Annotated in this window: 20 protein-coding genes; 4 read left to right on the plus strand and 16 right to left on the minus strand. The window is 37.8% G+C overall.

What is annotated here, in order from left to right; translation table 11 throughout:
• Positions 1 to 16 precede the first annotated feature (16 nt).
• Entirely contained in the window at positions 17 to 1444 is a 1428-nt protein-coding gene (locus I5435_RS22560; RefSeq protein ID WP_337983009.1) for a cryptochrome/photolyase family protein, read from the plus strand.
• Positions 1445 to 1661: 217 nt separating this feature from the next.
• Here the strand turns inward: I5435_RS22560 and I5435_RS22565 are convergent, their stop codons facing one another.
• The 7 genes from I5435_RS22565 to I5435_RS22595 form a co-directional block, all read right to left on the minus strand.
• A complete protein-coding gene (locus I5435_RS22565) occupies positions 1662 to 2258 on the minus strand; it encodes an SAM-dependent methyltransferase (RefSeq protein WP_025220862.1) in 597 nt (198 codons plus the stop codon).
• A 91-nt stretch (positions 2259 to 2349) separates the two neighbouring features.
• Positions 2350 to 4137: a CotH kinase family protein gene (locus tag I5435_RS22570; RefSeq protein ID WP_337983010.1), complete on the minus strand. Its 1788-nt coding sequence runs from the start codon at positions 4135 to 4137 to the stop codon at positions 2350 to 2352.
• A 35-nt stretch (positions 4138 to 4172) separates the two neighbouring features.
• Positions 4173 to 4856 carry a DUF4956 domain-containing protein gene (locus I5435_RS22575; RefSeq protein ID WP_024364425.1) on the minus strand — a complete coding sequence of 228 codons (684 nt, stop codon included), beginning with the start codon at positions 4854 to 4856 and terminating at the stop codon, positions 4173 to 4175.
• 17 nt (positions 4857 to 4873) lie between these two features.
• Positions 4874 to 5575, minus strand: a complete 702-nt coding sequence (locus I5435_RS22580; protein WP_024364426.1) for a polyphosphate polymerase domain-containing protein — start codon at positions 5573 to 5575, stop codon at positions 4874 to 4876.
• Between the two features lie 17 nt (positions 5576 to 5592).
• Positions 5593 to 6456: a peptidylprolyl isomerase gene (locus tag I5435_RS22585; RefSeq protein ID WP_337983011.1), complete on the minus strand. Its 864-nt coding sequence runs from the start codon at positions 6454 to 6456 to the stop codon at positions 5593 to 5595.
• Between the two features lie 152 nt (positions 6457 to 6608).
• Positions 6609 to 8039 (minus strand): sensor histidine kinase, encoded by a 1431-nt coding sequence (locus tag I5435_RS22590; RefSeq protein WP_337983012.1) that lies wholly within the window; start codon positions 8037 to 8039, stop codon positions 6609 to 6611.
• Positions 8023 to 8709 (minus strand): response regulator transcription factor, encoded by a 687-nt coding sequence (locus tag I5435_RS22595; protein ID WP_337983013.1) that lies wholly within the window; start codon positions 8707 to 8709, stop codon positions 8023 to 8025. The genes I5435_RS22590 and I5435_RS22595 overlap by 17 nt, the downstream gene beginning before the upstream one ends.
• 326 nt (positions 8710 to 9035) lie before the next feature.
• Here I5435_RS22595 and I5435_RS22600 point away from each other — a divergent pair, with 326 nt between their 5' ends.
• Positions 9036 to 9371, plus strand: coding sequence for a heme oxygenase (locus I5435_RS22600; RefSeq protein ID WP_024364429.1), 336 nt, complete (start codon positions 9036 to 9038; stop codon positions 9369 to 9371).
• 125 nt (positions 9372 to 9496) lie between these two features.
• Here the strand turns inward: I5435_RS22600 and I5435_RS22605 are convergent, their stop codons facing one another.
• Positions 9497 to 10513, minus strand: a complete 1017-nt coding sequence (locus tag I5435_RS22605) for a YeiH family protein (RefSeq protein WP_337983014.1) — start codon at positions 10511 to 10513, stop codon at positions 9497 to 9499.
• Positions 10514 to 10626: 113 nt separating this feature from the next.
• Here I5435_RS22605 and I5435_RS22610 point away from each other — a divergent pair, with 113 nt between their 5' ends.
• Positions 10627 to 11514 carry a LysR family transcriptional regulator gene (locus I5435_RS22610; RefSeq protein WP_337983015.1) on the plus strand — a complete coding sequence of 296 codons (888 nt, stop codon included), beginning with the start codon at positions 10627 to 10629 and terminating at the stop codon, positions 11512 to 11514.
• Positions 11515 to 11550: 36 nt separating this feature from the next.
• On the opposite strand, the gene I5435_RS22615 is transcribed toward I5435_RS22610, so the two are convergent.
• Positions 11551 to 12471 (minus strand): LysR family transcriptional regulator, encoded by a 921-nt coding sequence (locus tag I5435_RS22615; RefSeq protein WP_029747416.1) that lies wholly within the window; start codon positions 12469 to 12471, stop codon positions 11551 to 11553.
• Positions 12472 to 12606: 135 nt separating this feature from the next.
• On the opposite strand from I5435_RS22615, the gene I5435_RS22620 reads away from it, so the two are divergent.
• Positions 12607 to 13797, plus strand: coding sequence for a coenzyme F420-0:L-glutamate ligase (locus I5435_RS22620; RefSeq protein WP_337983016.1), 1191 nt, complete (start codon positions 12607 to 12609; stop codon positions 13795 to 13797).
• 163 nt (positions 13798 to 13960) lie between these two features.
• On the opposite strand, the gene I5435_RS22625 is transcribed toward I5435_RS22620, so the two are convergent.
• The 7 genes from I5435_RS22625 to I5435_RS22655 form a co-directional block, all read right to left on the minus strand.
• Positions 13961 to 15130, minus strand: coding sequence for a M20 metallopeptidase family protein (locus tag I5435_RS22625; RefSeq protein ID WP_337983017.1), 1170 nt, complete (start codon positions 15128 to 15130; stop codon positions 13961 to 13963).
• Between the two features lie 27 nt (positions 15131 to 15157).
• Entirely contained in the window at positions 15158 to 16570 is a 1413-nt protein-coding gene (locus I5435_RS22630) for a YfcC family protein (protein WP_337983018.1), read from the minus strand.
• Between the two features lie 292 nt (positions 16571 to 16862).
• A complete protein-coding gene (locus I5435_RS22635; RefSeq protein ID WP_337983019.1) occupies positions 16863 to 17600 on the minus strand; it encodes a DUF4184 family protein in 738 nt (245 codons plus the stop codon).
• A 243-nt stretch (positions 17601 to 17843) separates the two neighbouring features.
• Positions 17844 to 18599, minus strand: a complete 756-nt coding sequence (locus tag I5435_RS22640) for an amino acid ABC transporter ATP-binding protein (RefSeq protein ID WP_024364436.1) — start codon at positions 18597 to 18599, stop codon at positions 17844 to 17846.
• Positions 18600 to 18612: 13 nt separating this feature from the next.
• Positions 18613 to 19314, minus strand: a complete 702-nt coding sequence (locus tag I5435_RS22645) for an amino acid ABC transporter permease (protein ID WP_024364437.1) — start codon at positions 19312 to 19314, stop codon at positions 18613 to 18615.
• Between the two features lie 12 nt (positions 19315 to 19326).
• A complete protein-coding gene (locus I5435_RS22650; protein ID WP_337983020.1) occupies positions 19327 to 20034 on the minus strand; it encodes an amino acid ABC transporter permease in 708 nt (235 codons plus the stop codon).
• A 113-nt stretch (positions 20035 to 20147) separates the two neighbouring features.
• Positions 20148 to 21017: a transporter substrate-binding domain-containing protein gene (locus I5435_RS22655; RefSeq protein ID WP_025220873.1), complete on the minus strand. Its 870-nt coding sequence runs from the start codon at positions 21015 to 21017 to the stop codon at positions 20148 to 20150.
• Positions 21018 to 21033: the final 16 nt, after the last annotated feature.

Here is a 21033-nt window from a genome sequence, read left to right on the forward strand (position 1 = left end):
AAAAGGATGATTCAAAATGAATAAAAAAATAATTGTACTATTTCGTAATGATTTACGACTAGATGATCACCCCGCGCTCTGGCATGCAGCTAAATCAGGGGTCATTTTACCGGTTTATATTCATAATGAGCAATTTTCAATGTGCAATACCGCTCAAAGTTTTTGGACGTACTATTCACTTCAGAATCTACAAGCGACACTTGATGACTATGACATGCAACTGATTTTACGAAAGGGTGAAGTCATTTCAGAAGTACTACAGTTAGCTGTAGATACTGAAGCGAACGCTGTATATTTTAACGAGCGTTTTCTTCCAACTGAACGAAATGAAGATGAGCAGCTAACCAATATATTACAGGCTAATAATATTGAAGTAAAAGCATTCTATGGTGATTCATTATTCAACTTATCGAACATTCAAAATCAACAAAACAAGCCTTATGCCATTTTTACATCATTTTATAAGCGTTGTTTGCAGGAGCCCGTACGTAAACCGCTTGGTCAACCTACTAATATTAGAGCTTTTCCAACGAAGGTATCATCTCTAGCCTTAGAGCAATTGCAATTACTGCATGGTAATTGGTATCACAAGTTTCACCATTATTGGAACCCTGGGATAGATGGGGCAATGGAGCAGTGGGAACTTTTCGTAGAACAAGGGTTATTTGACTACCAAGATAAGCGAGATTACCCTGCCAAAGAAACCATTTCTAAAATGTCGCCATTTCTTGCAGTGGGTAACATTAGCATTCGCTTTCTTTGGGCAACATGCCAAGAGCTAATAGATGATGAGGACAACACAATATTTAGTCAGCAGATAGAAAGCTTTTTAAGACAACTTATATGGCGAGAGTTTTCGATTTATCAACTATTGAACTATCCTACATTTTCTACCGATTCATTACGCAGTAATTTTCAACATTTTGAGTGGGAGCCTCATTCCATTCGTCTTGAAGCATGGAAAACTGGACAAACTGGGTATCCTCTTGTTGATGCAGGGATGCGTGAGCTTTGGGAAACCGGCTATATGCATAACCGTGTAAGAATGGTTGTTGCATCTTTTCTAGTGAAACACTTATTACAACCTTGGCAAGAAGGTTATGCATGGTTTGAGCATACGCTTGTCGACTTTAATGCAGCAAATAATGCTATGGGTTGGCAATGGGTAAGCGGTACGGGTATCGACTCTGCTCCTTATTTTCGTATCTTCAACCCTTCGTTACAAGGAGAGAAATTTGATGCAGATGGTGCTTATATAAAAAAATGGGTGCCTGAATTAGCACTTCTCCCTGCAAAGTATATACACGCGCCACAAACAGCACCAACGGCCATCTTGGAACAAGCCGGAATCACATTAGGTGTTACCTATCCATTGCCAATCGTAGATCATAAAACAGCACGAGCCCGTGCATTAGAACGATACAACGCTATAAAAAAAGCTTAGAGCTACCCGTGCTCTAAGCATCGAATTAGATTGAATAAAAATAAACAATAAACATATTTTTACTATACTAGGAGCAAACTTTGCTGCCAGTGGGCTGTTCCAGTTGATTGGAGTGGAAAGCGCAACACTCCTGTAGGAATAACACGAGCGGAAAAAGCGTCCGCCACAAAAATTAGTTGGAGCCGTGCCTGTGGAAAGGGAGCTTCTTGCACGGAAATTACTTTATTGCAAACACGCAAAGGCGTTCATTTATATTTGTTTCATGTTCTAGATGCACCTCATGTATCAATTCAAAAGGGGTACCATGATGTAAAAACTGCAAATAATCGTATGGTGGATAATATAAAATAATATGGATTTCGCGCATCTGTTGCTCATAAGACTTCCATATATTATGAATAACCGTACGGAATATATTAATGGAAAATGGATTAAAAAAGAAAAAAACATTATCATGTGGCTGTATGTTATAGTTTTCCGCAATTGTATGAACAAAAGAAATGTTCGCTTGTGAGCCCTTTTTTCGGCAATAACTTTCCTTGTTATGCTCTGCCTCTTTATAAAAACCTGCGTCCATTTCAACTCCAATTGTCGGAATGTGAAATTTATGATGAATATAAATAGGAACCCTGCCTTTCCCACAGCCCATATCAATAAAAACTGGATTTTTCGGCATCTCATATTGGGAAAATAATTGTTCTAAGCCAGTATAGGGCGTTGGCTCGTAGCGATGGTAGTGAGCCAGTTTAGGAAATCCATATTGTTCACCGACCGTATTAATATGCAAAAATTTATCAAATTGTTGTTCATTCATCAGTTAGATACTCCTCGAAAAAAAAGAATGCTTTATTTTAGCATGTAAAAAAGCAAACACGATATCCAAAAAATTTGGATATCGTGTTTTTTTAGCGTCCTCTACGATTAAATCTAAAAACAAAGAGGAGAGCAGCTACTAAAAATGAAAACGAAGCGGTTGCTGTTAACACTGTACTTTGATCGATTCCTGTTGCTTGCATCGTCTGCTCATTGCCCTTATTTGGATTGCCCATTCCCTCTGGACGTTGCATTGGACCACCTCGCGCCCCTTCTCCCTGTTCATTGCCCTCGCCAGCTTCAGGTGCTTGTGCAGGGTCGAAGTCTTCGGGTAATTGACTCGGGTCAAAGTCATCAGGCATTTGCATTGGGTTGCCATTTACATCACCATTTGGCATCATCATATTTCCCTGTGCAGTTGCACTTGTTTCGACAACTAGTTCACCAGATAGTTGCTTTAAAATCGATGCAGAACGTTGTTTTGCAAATTCAGGTAGACTGTTGTCCCCCTCCACACCTTCTAAAAACTGCTCTGTTGTGAAAAATTTTGTAGGATCGGCTTCCTCATAGCTTGTTAATAGCAACGCTAAATTGTTCGTAAGCGACTGAATATAATCTTCTGTTAAATAGCTTGTTGCTAATTTTTCTAAGTACCCTTCATACTTAGCGCGGTACGCTTCATTAGACAATAATGCATTTAATAGTGGGCGTTCTTCTAAAGTTGTCCCAGATACTGGTGTCGTAATGCTAAAATTAATGGCACTATCCGCCATTAAATCTCCAGTCATTCCGCCCAACATATTGAAGTCTCCTTTATTGCGGTTGGCATTTGCTTGTCTTTCTTGAATTTGTTCAGCATTTGACTGGTCACCTTGTGGTTGCTTTATCGCTGGGGTAGCTCCATTTTCCTCCTCAACTGCATTTGTCTGCATTTGATTTGGATTACCACCCATTCCACCACCAACACCAAAGCCACCAAATGACATATTATAATCCCACGGTATAATTGAAAACACACCCTTATCCTCATATAAATAGTAGTTGTGCTTCATATTCCCTTGGTAACTATCTAAGTTTACTAGCGCTGTATTTACAGCAAAGTAACGTAACATCTCATCGACATCTAAATATTTTTCGATATTTCCACCATTATTAATGGCATCGAGCATATCGATTAGCTTTGAGTTTTCAACATTATCTTCATTCGTTTTTAAACCAATTCCCGTATAATCGGCCAGATCATCGCTAATATATTTTAAATCACTGCCTGTACCATCTGGTTTAAATAAAAATCCATCGTTGGCTCCGTAATGATTCGCTAAAAATGTTTCGTCGACCGCTTCTATACCTAAATATAGACCCCGCTCTTCACCATTTACCGTGACATACATATAGGCGTGAGCAGGCGTCGGTAAGCCCATTTTTTCCATCAGCTCATACGAAATATATTCGCGCATTAAAGTTGAATCACTGTAATTATTGTTTAAATTTAATTTCTTCAGTCCATATAAGCTTTGCGTATCATCATAATAGTCAAAATCGACTTTCAAGCTATAACGGTCGGAGTCACTATTCACAACAGAACGTAACGATAAGTTTCCTTTTGTACGAATCGCCACATTTTCTATTGTCTTACCATTTATCGTAATATTGGCTTGCTTTAGCTCCTCATCAGCAGCATTTTCTAGCATGTCCTCCCAATCCTCTTGAGCTATTTCAATATCTACAGTTGTTACTTTGCTTTTATTGAACACAAGCGTCTCATAGGAAAATTCCGTGTTTTTTGTTTCGATATTTAAGTTTGGAAGCACAGCCACCATCACGCCAAAGAGTAGAAGGAGAATCGCCATACTAGTATAGACAATGCGATTTTTAATCATTGACTGCACCTCTCTTGTTCGCCGTTAGAAAACCATTACGCTGTGAAATTACCATCGTAGCTCAGCATAATTGCTGATTTGACACCAGGTACTTTTGTTACATTGTCCATAAACTTTGCATCATTTTGCTTTACGCGAATTTCGTAAGTGGTTTCAACTTCATCATTTTGAATAATTGATTTTGATTTTAACGCGAATTTTTTAGATTGTGCAGCAATGATACGTTCAACTTCTTCACAAGCTACATCTTCTTCAAATTTCACAATTAATAAATAAGGATTTTCAATCGTAATTTTATTTACTAATACTAGTAGAACTAAGCCTATTAATATAGCACCGATAATAACGAGTGGAATAAATCCTGCTCCACAAAGAATACCTGATACGATTGCCCAGAAAATATACACTAAATCCATTGGGTCTTTAATCGGTGTACGGAAACGAACAATGGATAATGCCCCTACCATACCAAGTGACAACAAGACGTTGGAACTAATCCCCATAATAACGAGCGCTGTTGCCATGGTCATAATGAGCAACGAAATATTAAACGAGTGGGAATAAATTACACCATTAAAGGTTTTCTTATAAACAGCGTAAATAAATAGCCCAACAAAGAAAGCAACAACTAATCCAATAATGGAATCGGTTAATGAAAATGAGGTCGTTTTCTCTAGAAAATTTGATTTAAAAATATCACTAAAATTCATATTATCCATTTTTTATTTCTCCTTTGTTATACGTGCATACGACTAAGCTGGTATTTCGAATAAGCTTCAGCACGGGTATCTACAGATTGAAGTAAATACTTAATAATGTCTGGCAAGTACGAATCATATTTCACTTCTAAAATAACAAGGTTCGGCTCAAGTACATCCACCATTGGCAGATTTTGATTGAACATTTCGGTATTGCGCAGGCTTGACTGCACCTTACTATCAAACGTTACACGCACATTACCAAAAGGGTAAATGTACGCCTCGCGCTCATAATCGACAACTGTCGTCGGCTTTAGTTGATTATATTTCATCTCATAAAATAATTCCCGTATTAATAGGCGGTCATCATTTTCCATCCAATCTATGTCCCCGATACGCATCTTTTCGTACTCCGCTTGTGAAATCACACATTTCGTTTTAAACGTTAAATTATTGCGCTTACTTTTACGCTCTAAATTTACTAAAGCAGCCGATTTCCCATAAATACGTACCCGATATTTATCGCGATTAATAAACCCTTCTTTTTTTTCATTCAATACTTTGTTCGCAAAATTATCGAAGTATGTGCTTCGAATTAAATACTTTCCATCTGGACCAGCGTTACGATCTAACTTCATCAAATGCTGGATTTTACTTTTTAACAGTGCATAGTCCGGATAGGAGATTGCCTGTTTAATTTCTTTCCGACCATTTGGGTTAAAAGATGTTACTTTAGGCATGATTAGCGCTCCTTCCTTTATTGCTTTTCAATCTTGTATTGCTCTTGTTTCGTTGTTAGCCATGTCATATATTCTTCGTTGATACGTGATTCTAAAACGGTTTCATACACTTCATCTTGAACGTCTTCAAAAACAGCTTGTTGTGCAGGCTCTTTACCTGTTACTTTAATAATGTGATAACCTTCTACTGACTGCACGACACTACTTACAGCCCCTTTTTCAAGAGCGAATGCTGCCGCTTCAAACTGCTCATCCATCTGACCACGCTGAATATAACCTAGATCGCCACCATCTTCTCTTGTATCTGTATCAACGGAATAGGCTTTCGCCAACTCTGCAAAGTCTTCACCCGCTTTTAACTTCTCTTCAACCTCTTTTGCAGTTGCTTCATCTTCAAGGAAAATATGACTAGCCGCCACTTGCTCCTGTTGACCGTAGTCATCCTTGTGTTCTTCAAAATATTGCTGTAATTCTTCATCCGAAATATCTATGCTTTTCGCCATAACATCTTTTGTCAACTGATACATGCGAATATTATCTTTAACACTTTCCACAGTTAGACCATTGGCATCGAGTGCCTCTTGTAAAGCTGCCTTTCCGCCATAAGACTCGACCAGCTCATCATATTCCGCTTGAATAGCATTATCCAATATAGTAATACCTTCTTTTTCTGCCTCAAGCGCAATGATTTTATTGTTTATAAGTGTGTCTAACACTTCTGCGCCATATTGTTCGCGCAATGCCTGATCTAGCTCTGTCTGAAGAATTTTTTCACCGTCCACCGTTGCCACATAATCGCTACTATCACCACATCCCGTTAACAGCAGCACGAAGGCAACAGGAACGGCAATGATATTGGTATACCTTGAATATATAGCCATTCTCTATAACATCCTTTCTTGTATGTCCTCGTTTACATTGCTTACTATAAAGGGCTAATGTGTCAGTCAGATGTCAGCTTTACAATTCCTTCAATAAATTTTTACATTGCCCAACCCTTACTCTTACGGCATAACAAAAAGCTACCACGCCGTTACTGCGTAGTAGCTTTCAATACTATTATTTCAAAACATGTTCCAGAAGGGTTACTTTCAACTAATCGTAAATCGCCGCCAATTGATTGAGCCATCATTTTACTTAATGGAAGCCCTAAGCCTAGCCCTCGAACAGTATATTTTTTATTCTCACCTCGATAAAAGCGCTCGAAAATAAATGCCTGATTTTCTTGTGATATTCCGTTTCCTGAATCCTGTACAGCAATAATAACACAATCAAGATTTTCCCTTAATGTAATCGTCACGTAACCAGCCTGCATGGCTTGCTTTGCATTAGTTAAAAGATTGGTGAATATTTGCTGTATACGTACAACATCAGCTTGCACATTTACCGGCTCCGGAAGATAGTGCACCTGTATCTTAATATGTTGCTCATCCTCCATCACTTCCCACTGTGCCACTGCATCCCGTACAATGTGATTGACATTGAGCGTTACGAGCTTAACAGGAATCGCATCCACCGCAAAACTGTTAAAAGCTAATAAATCCCCAACCATTGTTTTCATTTTCGTCGTTTCTAAAAGAGCCATTTGAATAAATTCTTTGGCATCTTCCCCCGTTACAACGCCATCTCTTACAGCCTGCAACAACCCACTAATAGATGTAACGGGCGTTTTTAACTCATGGGTAACTCCTGCTAACAGCTCCGTTCGCGTTCGTTCGAGTTGTTGTAACTTATTGGCCATGTCCTTAAAGGATGTAACAAGTTCAAATACTTCTTCCTCTTTACTATTTTGAGGTAACTCAAATGTATAATTGCCTTCTTGTACTTGTTTAGCCGCTTCCGCTACTTGCTTAATCGGACGCACTAAGCGCTTCGATAAAAAATAGATAGCTCCCCAGCCGAGGATAGCAAGTGCTCCAATTATGATGGCGAGTTGTCCATATGCTTGTTGAACTTTCGTCAAGTTTTCCTTCTTCTCTAACACAAGCACCCAGCCAACAACCTTATTCTCTTTTACAATTTTCTTTTTCACCACATAATGAACCATCTTTTTTCCTTCAGCTTCCACAACAATTTTTTTCGTTCCCTCTTCTCCATCTAATAAGCTAGTCACATTATCACTACTTCCCGGTGGCATGGGACGATTGCTTGTCAAGATATTGCCTTTCCCATCAACTACATATAAGATTGGGTCAATTTCCCTCATGTTCAAGCGTTCACGATTGCCGATAAAGCCTGGTATACCTTCTGAGGGCGTATTATTATTTGGAGCAGCTGAATCCGACAAACGATAAACCGTTTCCTCTGCTATAAAATTCATTAAGTCTAGTCGATTCTCCAAAGTTGTGTGACGTATCCAACTAGCAGAAATAAAAGAAATAATAGCTAGCCCTAGAAAGAGTGTGAGTAAGTAACGGCTCGTCCAATATTGAAGTAAGGAGATTCGCTTATTTTTTTTGAACACTTAACTGATACCCCAATCCTCGTAATGTTTTTATCTCTCCTTCTGCCTCATCCCAGTCTGTAAGTGCCTTCCGTAATCGCTTCACTGCTAAATCGACAGCTCGATCACTGCCCTCGTATTCCCAGCCCCACACATGTTCAATAAGCTGGTCACGAGTGAATGTTTGATTTGGATGCTCAGCTAAAAATAATAATACCGATAAATCTCGTGGTGTTAACACAATTTCTTGACCATTGAGGAACACTTGATGTGCCTGCATATCAATTTCCAACTGTCCAAATCGCTTCGTTAAAGATGATTCTCGCTTGCTTTCAAATCGTCTTAAAACAGCTTTTACTCGCGCAACAACTTCGTCCGCTATAAATGGTTTCGCAATATAATCATCCACACCTTGATCGAACCCTTCTAAGCGGTAATTTACATCGCCTAAAGCCGTTAACATAATAACTGGGCAAGAGCCCTCATTGCGAATTTCATGCAAAATTGTCCAACCGTTTTTTTCAGGTAACATAATATCTAATAACACTAAATCTGGCTGGTGCTCCAGAAACAATTCCAATGCACGACCACCAGTAAAGCATTGTATAACTTCATAGCCAACCTTTTGCAAATAAGCCTTCAGTACTTGGCTAATTGCAAACTCATCTTCTACCACTAATATTTTTATCATCACTTTCTCACCTCGCCACTTGCTTGTTGATTTTTTATAATAGCATCTATTTATGTCAACAAAATGTCAGCACACGCTACAAAAGAACCTATGTATGTATATTTGAAAACAAGATGGTAACGATAGTTATAGAATGCCTACAACTACTGGTTGAGATATAATAAAGAATAGAAGTCAATATCGTCATTTGAAATATCGTTTTCCTTTGCAATTTTGTTGACAATGACTTCCTAGGACACTTATCATTGATTGCGAATGATAATCATTGATAATTCATTCGATTTTGCTTTAATTTATCTTCAATAAAATGATTAGGGGGTATTAGTATGATTATTGTTACCAATCGTATTCAAGTAAAGCCTGGCTTTGCTGCGAAAATGGCTCCAAACTTTACGAAGCCAGGTCCACTGCAACAGTTTGAGGGCTTTCACAAAGTAGAAGTATTAATTTCTACAGACGATCCTACATATGACGAAATGAGCGTTAATATGTACTGGGAATCGAAAGAGCATTTCCAAGCGTGGCGTAATAGCGATGCTTTTGCGGCGGCGCATCACCGTCCTGAGCCTGGCTCTGAAGGCGCAAAACCTGAGAACAGCCCAATTATCGGCAGTAAAATTGTCGTTGCTGAGCTAGCTTCTTCTATCGAAGCACAACGTTAATAACAAATTGTAAACCTATTTAAATTATCTTCTGATTCTATCTAAAAAACCATGCATATTTCTAGAAAATATGCATGGTTTTTTCTTGGTGTCAGGCACTCAAACAATTCTCAAACAATTCTTAGTCATTGAAATACTACTACTAAGAAATAACCGACTATTGATAAACATACCGAACCAATCAGTCCTGCGATAAAGGCTTTAATGCCTAATTGCTTAAATGTTTTCATTTCTACATTCAATCCTAAGCCTGCCATCGCCATAGCAATTAAAATATATGCGCAATTTACGACTGTTTGTGCAAATGCTGGTGGTACTATTCCTAACGAATTAATAGCGCTCATAACTAAAAAACCTAGAATAAACCAAGGAATTATAGATAACGAAAATGCTTTGTTTCCTTGTTCTTTGTTTCTTCTTTGATACATAATTCCAATTACAATCGCTACTGGTACGAGCAAAGCGACACGCGTTAATTTTACAATGACCGCCATATCTACAGCCTCATCGCCACCCGCCGCCGCTGCTGCAATAACGTGAGCTATTTCATGCAATGTACCTCCTGCAAAAATGCCATATTGTGTCGGTGTTAAGCCAATAAGTGAATACACCACTGTATAAATAAGTGTAAATACTGTGCCAAGCAAGGCGACAATCGCTGCACCTACAGCAGTTTCCTTTTCATTCGCCTTAATTTGAGGGGCAATCGCTACAACAGCCGCAGCTCCACAAATAGCTGTTCCACAAGCCGTTAAAATGCCGAGCTTTTTATCGACATGAAATACCTTCGTTAACCAGTAAACAACAAAGAGAGCAAATACTAAATTGAGAAAGGCAATCAAAAAGACTCTCGCTCCTGCATGATAAATATCAGCTAAATTCAAGCGCATACCCAGCAAAATAATGCCTAATCGCAATAGTTTTTTACTCGAAAAAGATATACCTGTTTGCCAGACATCAGGTACAGTAAATATTGCTCGCCATACCATCCCAAGTATGATTGCTATTACAAGCTGGCCCAATATTGAGAAAAAAGGAAATGTCGAAATATACTTAGCCACTAAGGCAAGACCTAATGTCAAGATAATCCCCTTCATAAATGGTGGCGCTAGTAAATTCTTTATCCCCTGTTGTTGATTCATGCTGTCCACTTCTTTCATTCTTGATGATTATACTTTATAAAAAAGTTAATCATCAGTAAAATACATATATATAATTACAATTATTAATTTTTCTAATAATAAGGGGTGATACGATGCAATACGATGCGTTAAAAACGTTCGTTACATTAGTTGAAGTCAATAACTTTACGAAGGCCTCAGAAATTCTCCATATTTCCCAACCTAGTGTCAGTCTGCATATTAAAAACCTTGAACAAGCGTTGCAAACTACTTTATTTATCCGCTCGCCAAAGTCTGTGCAAATAACACCAACTGGTGAGATTTTATATAAGCGTGCCAAACAAATTATGGCTATTGCTGAGGCAGCAAAGGAAGATATATTAGCTTATCATCATTCGATTCAAGGCACGCTCGTAATAGGGGCTAGCTTTACAATTGGAGAAAATATATTGCCTGCCATGTTGTCGAAACTTCAGCACAAATTCCCTCAATTAGAGCTACAAGTTATTATTGGCAATACCGATGAAATTATTCGATTTACTAAACTATTACAAGTAGATATAGGGCTTATTGAAGGTCAGGCACATGACAACGAGCTTATTATTCATCCTTTTATGGAAGATGAGTTATTTATAGTTAGCGCAAACGACCACCCTCTTGTTCAACAATCTGCTATCACGATCCCACAATTACAACGGCAAAATTGGGTTGCACGTGAAGTTGGTTCAGGTACACGTAATTATTTAGATCATCTATTTAGAACAAACGGACTTCAAGTGCAATCACTCTTAACCATTAGTAGCAACCAAGGTGTGAAAGAAAGTGTGATTGAAGGACTAGGCCTATCTTTACTATCTGGCAGTGTAATTGAGCGCGACCTTCGAAATGGTGATCTTGCTATTTTGCCACTTGCTGAACAACGATTTATCCGGACATTTTCCTATCTACACTCTCCTACAATGAAAAACAAACGAAATGTTGATGCACTGATTGAATTGATTACAAAGAAAAGCGAAGCATAAAAAAAGGCTTAGCAGGCTATCATCTAGTCGCTAAGCTTATTTTAAAGTTCGGGGGTTTATCTGCTTCCGAGCTTGTTTACGTTCAATAATCTCGATAAATTTTGTAGCAGCACGGGACAATGGAACACTTTTTAAATAACACATCCCAATACTACGATTTGGAATGCTTTCTACAAGTGGTAATTCATAAAGTAGCCCTCGCTGTAAATAATCCTTTGAAAATTCCTTTGTTACACACGCGATTCCTAAATTACTACGTGCGAATTCAAGCACTAAATCATGTGAACCGAGCTCAAACTCTGGTGCAATTTGAATACCTTTTGACATTAAATAAGTTTCAACATAGTTTCTCGAGTTCGATTTCTTCTCAAGAAAAATAAGGGGGAACTTTAATAAATCCGCAAAACTTAAGCTTTTTGACTTGAGCGTTTTATATTTCTCTCCACAGACGAAAATATCTTGAACTTCCGTGCACGCGGTTAATTGTAAACTGACATCTTCTATCGGGAAATTGCAAAGCCCGACATCAGCCTCACCCGATTTTATAAAGTTACATATTTCCGAAGTAGTGCCATTTAACATTTGCAATTTTATATTTGGATACATCGTATGAAAAGACTCAAGATAAGGCATTAAAAAGAAGCGTGAAATTGTATCTCCTACCCCTATTTTCAATTGGCCTGTCGTTAAATTTTTAAATTCTAGCAGCTTTTCTTCCCCTGCATCTAAAAGACCTAATGCCGAGTTAGTATATTCAAATAGCAACTTTCCTTCTGTCGTTAATGTGACGCCCTTTGGTGTTCGGTTGAAGAGTCTAGTGCCTAGCTCCCTTTCGAGCTGCATCATGGCTTGGCTAACGGCGGGTTGTGTCATAAATAAATCTTTAGCCGCCCTAGAAAAGCTACTATTTTTTGCAACGACACTAAAAACACGATATAAATCTAATTTCCCTATCATATAAGCTCTCCTTATAGCTATTATTTAAACTATTAATTTTACTTATATCATTAACTGAGCGTATAGTAAAATCATATTGGTTTTATTCATCTCATTAAAAATTAACATATAGCTATTTAATAAGGAGAGATTATTTTGGAACGTGTAGTTGGAACAGTGGTAAGAGGTCTTCGTGGTCCGATTATTAACGAAGGCGATAACATCGAACAAATCGTTGTCGATACAGTACTAAACGCTGCTAAAGTGGAAGGCTATTCAATTGAGGATCAAGATATTGTGACAGTAACAGAATCTGTTGTAGCCCGTGCACAAGGTAACTATGCATCAATCGATGACATTGCAACGGATGTAGCTGCTAAGTTTGGTGATGATACAGTTGGTGTGATCTTCCCAATTTTAAGCCGTAATCGCTTTGCAAACTGCTTACGTGGTATTGCGAAAGGGGTAAAAAAAGTCGTTTTAATGCTAAGCTACCCATCGGATGAAGTTGGCAACCACTTAGTTGATATCGACGAACTAGATGTTAAAGGTATTAATCCTTGGACTGATACCTTAACAGAAGCTGAGTTCCGCGAGCATTTCGGCTATAAAAAACACACATTTACAGGTGTAGATTATATTGAATACTACAAAGAATTAATCGAAGCTGAAGGTGCAGCTTGTGAAGTCATCTTCTCAAACAATCCAAAAACAATTTTAGCCTATACAAAAAGTGTACTAACTTGCGATATTCACACTCGCTTCCGTACAAAACGTATTTTAACAACGAATGGTGCTGAAAAGGTATTTTCGTTAGATAATATTTTAGCTGAATCTATTAATGGTTCTGGCTTTAATGCAGAATACGGTCTACTTGGCTCAAACAAAGCAACTGAGGAAAGTGTAAAACTATTCCCACATACTTGCCAACCAATCGTTGATGGCATCCAAGCAAAAATCAAAGAAGCTACTGGTAAAACAGTAGAGGTAATGGTTTATGGAGATGGTGCATTTAAAGATCCAGTGGGTAAAATTTGGGAGCTTGCTGACCCTGTTGTTTCACCTGCCTACACTTTAGGCTTAGACGGTACACCGAATGAAGTAAAATTAAAATACTTAGCAGATAATGATTTTGCTGATCTTCGCGGAGAAGAATTAAAAACAGCTATCTCTGAATATATTCAAAATAAAGACGAAGATTTAACTGGTCAAATGGCCGCTCAAGGTACAACACCTCGTAAATTAACAGACTTAATCGGTTCTCTTTCTGACCTAACTTCAGGCTCAGGCGATAAAGGAACACCAATGATTTATATTCAAGGTTATTTTGATAACTATACAAAATAATACGCGATAACAACGATAAACACCCGCCTGCATAAGGTGGGTGTTTATTGTTGTAGATAGTTACTGCCGTTGATTTCCGCAGGCGTCTCCATACTTCACTCCAATTAACTACTAGATACTTTACACCAATACACTCAAACACCCACCCACACTGATGATGGTTTTAAGGGCATAATGTCCGTGCGATTTTTTCAAAATAGCGAACACCATAAATCAAGGCATCCTCATCAATTTTAAAGCGAGGGTGATGCAAAGGATAGGCTTCACCAAAATCCTCATTATGCACCCCTATATACTGCATTGAAGAAGGAACAATCTCTGAAAAATCGGCAAAATCTTCTGTTCCAAACATTGGTGCAGGTAATTCCTGTACACCTTCTGCCCCTACAATATCCCCCGCTATTTGACGCGATAAAGCTGTAAGCTCCTCGTCATTGGTTACAGAAGGACAACCAAGTTCCCATTTAATATCTACTCTAGCCCCATGCATGGACGCTATACCATTGACAATTTTCTCTAAATGGTGACGAGCCTCCACACGTACTGTCGCATCAAGCGAACGAATTGTACCACCAAGCTCAGCCGTATCCGCAATAATATTTAAAGCTGTACCACAATGAAATTTTGCTACCGTTAAAACCGGAGCATGAATGCTTGGTACTTTACGCGACACAATAGTTTGCAATGCCACAACCATTTCTGACCCAATCAATAACGGATCAATTGCAACCTCTGGCGTCGAAGCATGTCCACCTCGACCGTAAATCTTAATCTCAAAATCATCTGCAGCTGCCGTAAACTTTCCATCCTTCATGGCAAATTGACCGACTTGATAATCCGGGCTTACATGTAATGCAAAGGCATAATCTACATTATCCGCAACACCTAATGACACAAGTTGAGCAGCTCCCCCTGGCGTTACCTCCTCAGCATGCTGGAAAATAAAACGGATTTCACCATTGAAATCTGTACCTCGCTCAGCTAATACTTTCGCAGCACCTAATAACATCGCTGGGTGTGCATCATGCCCACAAGCATGCATCACCCCTGGATTTTTTGATTTAAATGGCAAATCGGTCTCTTCTTCAATTGGCAATGCATCAATATCTGCACGCAATAAAATCGTATGACCCTGCCCCTCCGTCTTCGTCCCTTTTAAACATGCATAAACACTCGTTTCTGTTAACCGTTTTACTTCTAAATATGGGAATGTTATTAATTGCTCATAAATAAACTGTGCTGTTTGATGCTCTTGATGTGATAATTCAGGATACATATGTAAATGCTGTCTCCAAGCAATGACCTGTTGATGTAAATCTTTTGTTTTTATCATTTGTAAAACCTCCTATCATTCTCTAAATTAAAACGGGCCGTAATTCATAACGTGCGCAATAACTAATAAAATAATGGCTAACGTCGTTTGAATAACGAAGTATGGGAAAACCCATTTAAACCATTTGGAAAATGGAATACCTGCGATTGCTAAACCTGCTAACAAAACACCACTTGTAGGAATGACCATATTCGATATACCGTCTCCAAATTGGAAAGCCAATACGGCTGTCTGTCTTGTTACACCAATTAAATCAGCTAATGGTGTCATAATGGGCATTGTTAAAGCAGCTTGTCCACTACCTGATGGCACTAAGAAATTTAAACACAGTTGTAGCAAGAACATGCCTACTGCATTAATAGAAGCAGGTAGTACACTGACTGCATTCGCTACAAAATGTAAAATAGTATCAATTAAGCCACCCGATGTCGTAATAACGAGGATTGTTTGAGCAAAGCCAATAATTAAAGCACCCTCCACCATATCTCGCGCTCCTGAAATAAAGCCTTCAGCCATTTGATTTGGACTCATTTTACAAATTACCGACATAATAATGCTGCTTAATAAGAATACGCCTCCAATTTCACTGATATACCATTGAAACTTAATAACCCCGACAATTAATGCAACAAAATTCGCTAACAACACCAGCAAAGCCAATAAATGGCGAACGCTCATTTTAAAGTCTAAAGATAGTTCCACCGTTTCTTCTCTCTTAAACTTTCCGTAGATTCCTTTCGCTGGGTCTTCTTTCACTTTTTTTGCATGCCGAATAATATAAATTACTGTTAAAAGATAGAACACAACAAATACAATAATGCGATAAGACATACCTGAATACATTGGCAATTCAGCTATCGTTTGAGCAACGCCGATGTTAAATGGATTGGTAATGCCAGATGTAAAACCAGTTGCTAATGTCCCTAACATGACAATTGCAAAGCCTGTAATGGCATCCATTCCTAGAGCCATCGTTAATGGAATAATGATGGCAATATACACAAGTGTATCCTCTGCTGAACCGATTAATGTTCCTAAACTACCAAAGATTAATATCAGAATTGGAATTAACACGTACTCCTTCTGACCAAATTTAGAAGCCATTACTTTAATAAATGAATCGATCGCTCCCGTTTTTTGCATAATACCAAGCGCTCCCCCAAATAAGAAAACAAATAAAATAATGGAAGCACCTTCTAGCATCCCTAAATGGACACTATTGAATATTTCAAGGAAACCAACTGGACTCGAATCTATATAGTTAAATGATTCAAGGTCTACAACCATACGCCCGTTTATTTCAACTCGATCATACTGACCAGCTGGAATAATATACGTAAGGACACTCATAACTAAAATAATAATAAACATTAAAACAAACGCATTAATCCCCTTGATTTTCGGCTCTTCAACATTATGATTCTCTTGTAGATTTGCCATCCTCTCTCCCCTTTGCATTCGTAGTACAAAACCTTAAAGTAGCAACTTGCTACATAAGACAAAAAATCCACCATATACATTTCCACTATACGGAAATTAATTCCGATAAACGGAAATATATTAGTAAAAATATAAAAAAAGAAAACTTAAATGTCAATATTTTTTGATAATTCTGTTTAATAAAAATTGAAAGATGCTCCCTTCATATAGCCAAAATCCCACGCTCCTTTCAGCAACAAAAAAGACTGTTCCATTTACCAGAACAGTCTCTTTAAAGATAAATCTCAGTACTTTACCTTTTTAGCCAATATTTTAAGTAGATTGATATGATGAATAAACTAATAAAAAAAGAATCGATTATTCTTACAACAAGAATGCCATAATTTAAAAATGGAACATGGTCAATGACATACCAACTAATTACTACTGAACATGTCATTATGAATAAGGATGACCAATAAATAATTTTATGTGTAACACCAACGGTAGCATTTCTATGTCTCTGAGATAATGCTCTGAAATACATATAACCAAATATCAAAATGAATCCCAGTAATGTACTACCATGTTGCAAAAACTTATACAAAGGTAGATCAAAACCATAAATACGATAGATTTTAGTAAATACTGTAGGGAAAGTAAGCACCATATAACCATTTATATGTGTAAAGGAATCCCATACGACATGAGTAAGCATGCCAAACAAGGCAGAATAAATAAACACGACTAATTTCAACAATTTATTGGAATCTACTCTATTTGTAGAAGTATCTTGTAGTATATTAGGCAAATAATGAACGAAGGTTTGGTGTATAAAGAAATGGTAGATAAAGTAGATGAAAGCTACTAACGGTAGATTGAACGTAATAAACCCCATAAAAGTATGACCTATTTCACCCTTAGGTTGACCTCTTAGAAAATACTCAAAGTCTGGCGCCATACTACCGATAACCATGGCAGAAAAATGAATATACTTACTTTTTCTTGAGAACGGTAATACGGCAGCGGGATGTGCAAAAGTAAGTGGCATTGTTGTAAACCCCTTTTTGAAAATTTAGCTTTTACTGTAAGTTCTCAAAAACTTTCCGAATAAAACTGTTGCTCAACTCCTTGTTATGCCTACAAGAATTGAACCTTTTTTCAAGTAAAAGTATAAATTCTATAGGACGCAATGACAAATAAAAACGTAAATCATCGGTCCGAAGAAAGATATTACAACAACTAGAGCTACATCCCTGCCACTAAAAACGTTTCACTAGTTCCAATGAAAACCTTAAATATAAAATGTATAATCCTCTGGTATCACACGCTTTAAAAACTTTTTCGTCCGCTCTTCTTTCGGGCTAACGAATATATCATGTGGGCTTCCTTCTTCGACAACAACCCCACCATCCATAAAAATAACGCGGTTAGCTACATCCTTTGCAAAGCCCATCTCATGCGTTACAACAAGCATTGTCGTGCCCTCTTTCGCAATGTTCTTCATAACCGTCAATACTTCTCCCACTAGTTCTGGGTCAAGGGCAGAAGTCGGCTCATCAAATAAAATAATATCTGGGTTCAAGGCCACTGCACGGGCAATACCAACACGCTGCTGTTGACCGCCAGATAACTGACTTGGATAAGCATCATATTTTTCTGACAGCCCTACTTTATCAAGCGCTTTTTTACCGATTTCAATCGCTTCAGCCTTTGCTATTTTTCGGCCAATAACAAGTCCTTCTGTCACATTTTCTAAAGCTGTTTTATTCGTAAAAAGATTATAATTTTGGAATACAAACGCTACACGTTGACGAATAGCATGGACGTCCTTCTTTTTGACATTTTGAAAATCCACATCGATTGTACCGAATGTCGCATGCCCTTGGTCTGCCTTTTCTAAAAAGTTAATGCAACGCAATAAAGTCGTTTTACCTGAGCCACTCGGGCCTAAAATAACAACTACATCACCTTTATCAATCGATAAATCTACACCTTTTAAAATTTCATTATCGCCAAATGATTTATGAATATTTTTGATTGTTAACATAAAGATTCACCCCTTAGGCATTTGCCACTTTGTATTTGCTCAAATGTTGCTCGTATCGCTTAAACAAGTATTCAACCGTACTGCATAAAATTAAATACACGATGAATATATCAAGATATGCTTCCACATAATTGTAGCCCACATTTGCAGCAACTTTTGCCTTCAATGTAATTTCTGGTAAGGACATCGCATATCCCAATGACGTCGCTTTTATTAGGTTTACTGTTGCTGTACAAATATTCGGCATCGCCACTACTAATGCTTGTGGAATAATAATTCGGCGATAAGCTTGAAATGTCGTTAAACCCACTGCATGTGCCGCCTCTAGCTGACCCTTTTCAATAGTACCAAGTGCCGAACGGAATACCTCTATTAAAATAGCTGTTGTACTAAAAGCAAACACGATAAATGCATACCAAATTGGATTGATTTTATAAATGTCATAGGTAATATGATATTTTTCAAAAACCATTTTTAATATGAGTGGAATACTACTATAAATAATAAAAATCTGAATAATAATGGGCGTACCTCGAACAAAGGATACATAAATCTTTGCTAGATGATGTATAACCGGAATTTTATTAATGCGTGTCAGTGCTAATAAAAAGCCAAGTGGAAGAGCAACGAGTAATGCAACAACCGTTACAAGGAGTGCGATCGGTACACCCGATAATGCTACAAAAAAGGTTTCAACTAAAAATTGGTAGTTCATCATTACGCCTCCTTACGTTGTTTCTAACGTTCTTTTTCCCTTGCCAAAAAACTTTTCTAACATAGCAAAGAATTTTTCAATCACAATCGACAGTACCCAATAAACAATCGCAAGTGCGACATAGATTTCTAATGCATGGGCATTAATATTACTTGCAATAATTAAATTAGCCTTACCAACAATATCAATTAGCCCAATTGTGTATGCCAATGCTCCTTCTTGTAATAGCGCAATCATGGCATTTCCGAAGTTTGGTAATGCGATTACAAGCGCTTGAGGGAAAATAATGCGGCGATAAGCTTGGAACGGTGTTAACCCTACACTAACAGCCGCTTCAAACTGTCCCTTATTAATAGCCAAATAGGAAGACCTAATCACCTCAGACATAATTGCAGCAAACTGCAATGTAAATGTCACGACGACGAAGAAGGCTGTCTCTATCGCATGAAGATTTAAACCGATGTTTTCTGCTAATGCAGGTACCCCATAATAAACAAGGAATAATAGAACAATGGATGGCGTACAACGCATAATAGTTGTATATAAATTCGCCATTTTTTGTAATACCTTCATTGAACTTAACTTTGCAGCGGCTAATAATAAGCCGAAGAATATACCTAGTACAATGGAAGACCCTGCAACTAAAAAGGTTACTTTTAAAAACGGCAATAATAAGGGAATAGCGTTCCAAATGTACGATGCATCAAAATACTTCTCCATTTCCTCACCAACTTTATCAATGTCTTCACTAAAGGCAGCTAAATTTCAACGCCTTCGCTCTCCGTTTATTAAGAAAGACTGCTGAGTAACTTGACTCAGGCAGCCTTTTAAAATTATCGATTTACGTTTTCTAACACTTCAAATAAATCACGGCCATAAAACTCTTTACTTAATTCACTTGTTTTCTTTTGTTCTTTAATTTGGGCAATCGCTTTATCATAAGCATCCGCAAATTCTTGTTCTTTTTTATTGAACAGTGGCCATGTTTTAATCACTGCAAATTCGTTATAAACAACCTCATCCTTCAAATTATGATAAGCGCCATCTTCCGCTAATACTTGCTGCTTAAATGGACCTTCAATCATGACACCACCATCAACGCGCCCTTCATTTACCCATTGCACAACATCGACAGTAAAGGCATCACCTGCTTGTAATTTTACTTTGTTGTTAGGATTTGCTTTGTTGTACTCATCGATAATTGTATACTGGGCATTGTTAGCAGCAATCGGCGCTAATGAATATCCTTTTGACGCAAAATCCGCTAATGTTTTAATCCCTTCATCTTCTTTGCGTAGCACTAAACCTGCACTACTTAATCCTAAAAATTCTTTAGGGAAAATGAATTTCTCTGTACGTTCCTGCGTGAAGAATGCATTTTTCACACCGACTTGGTACTTTCCTTGCTCTACACCGATTAATAAATCATCACTTGTAGTTCCAACATATTCGAACTTATATTCAGGTAATAGTTCATCTACTAGCTTCATTACTTCCACGTCGTAGCCTGTTGGATTACCTTTATCGTCAATATAGCTAATCGGTTTAGAGGCTTGATCGTATGCTACCTTCACAGTACGTACTTTAACCCCATCTTCTGTTTCATTTTTAGAAGCTTCGCCCGAACTGCATCCTGCTAAAATAGCAAGAGAGGCCAACCCGACTGCTGCAATTTGAAATAATTTTTTCTTTTGTTTAAACATATGTCATTTCTCCTTC

This window comes from Lysinibacillus sp. C5.1 (genome assembly GCF_016350185.1).
Classification (GTDB): domain Bacteria; phylum Bacillota; class Bacilli; order Bacillales_A; family Planococcaceae; genus Lysinibacillus; species Lysinibacillus sphaericus.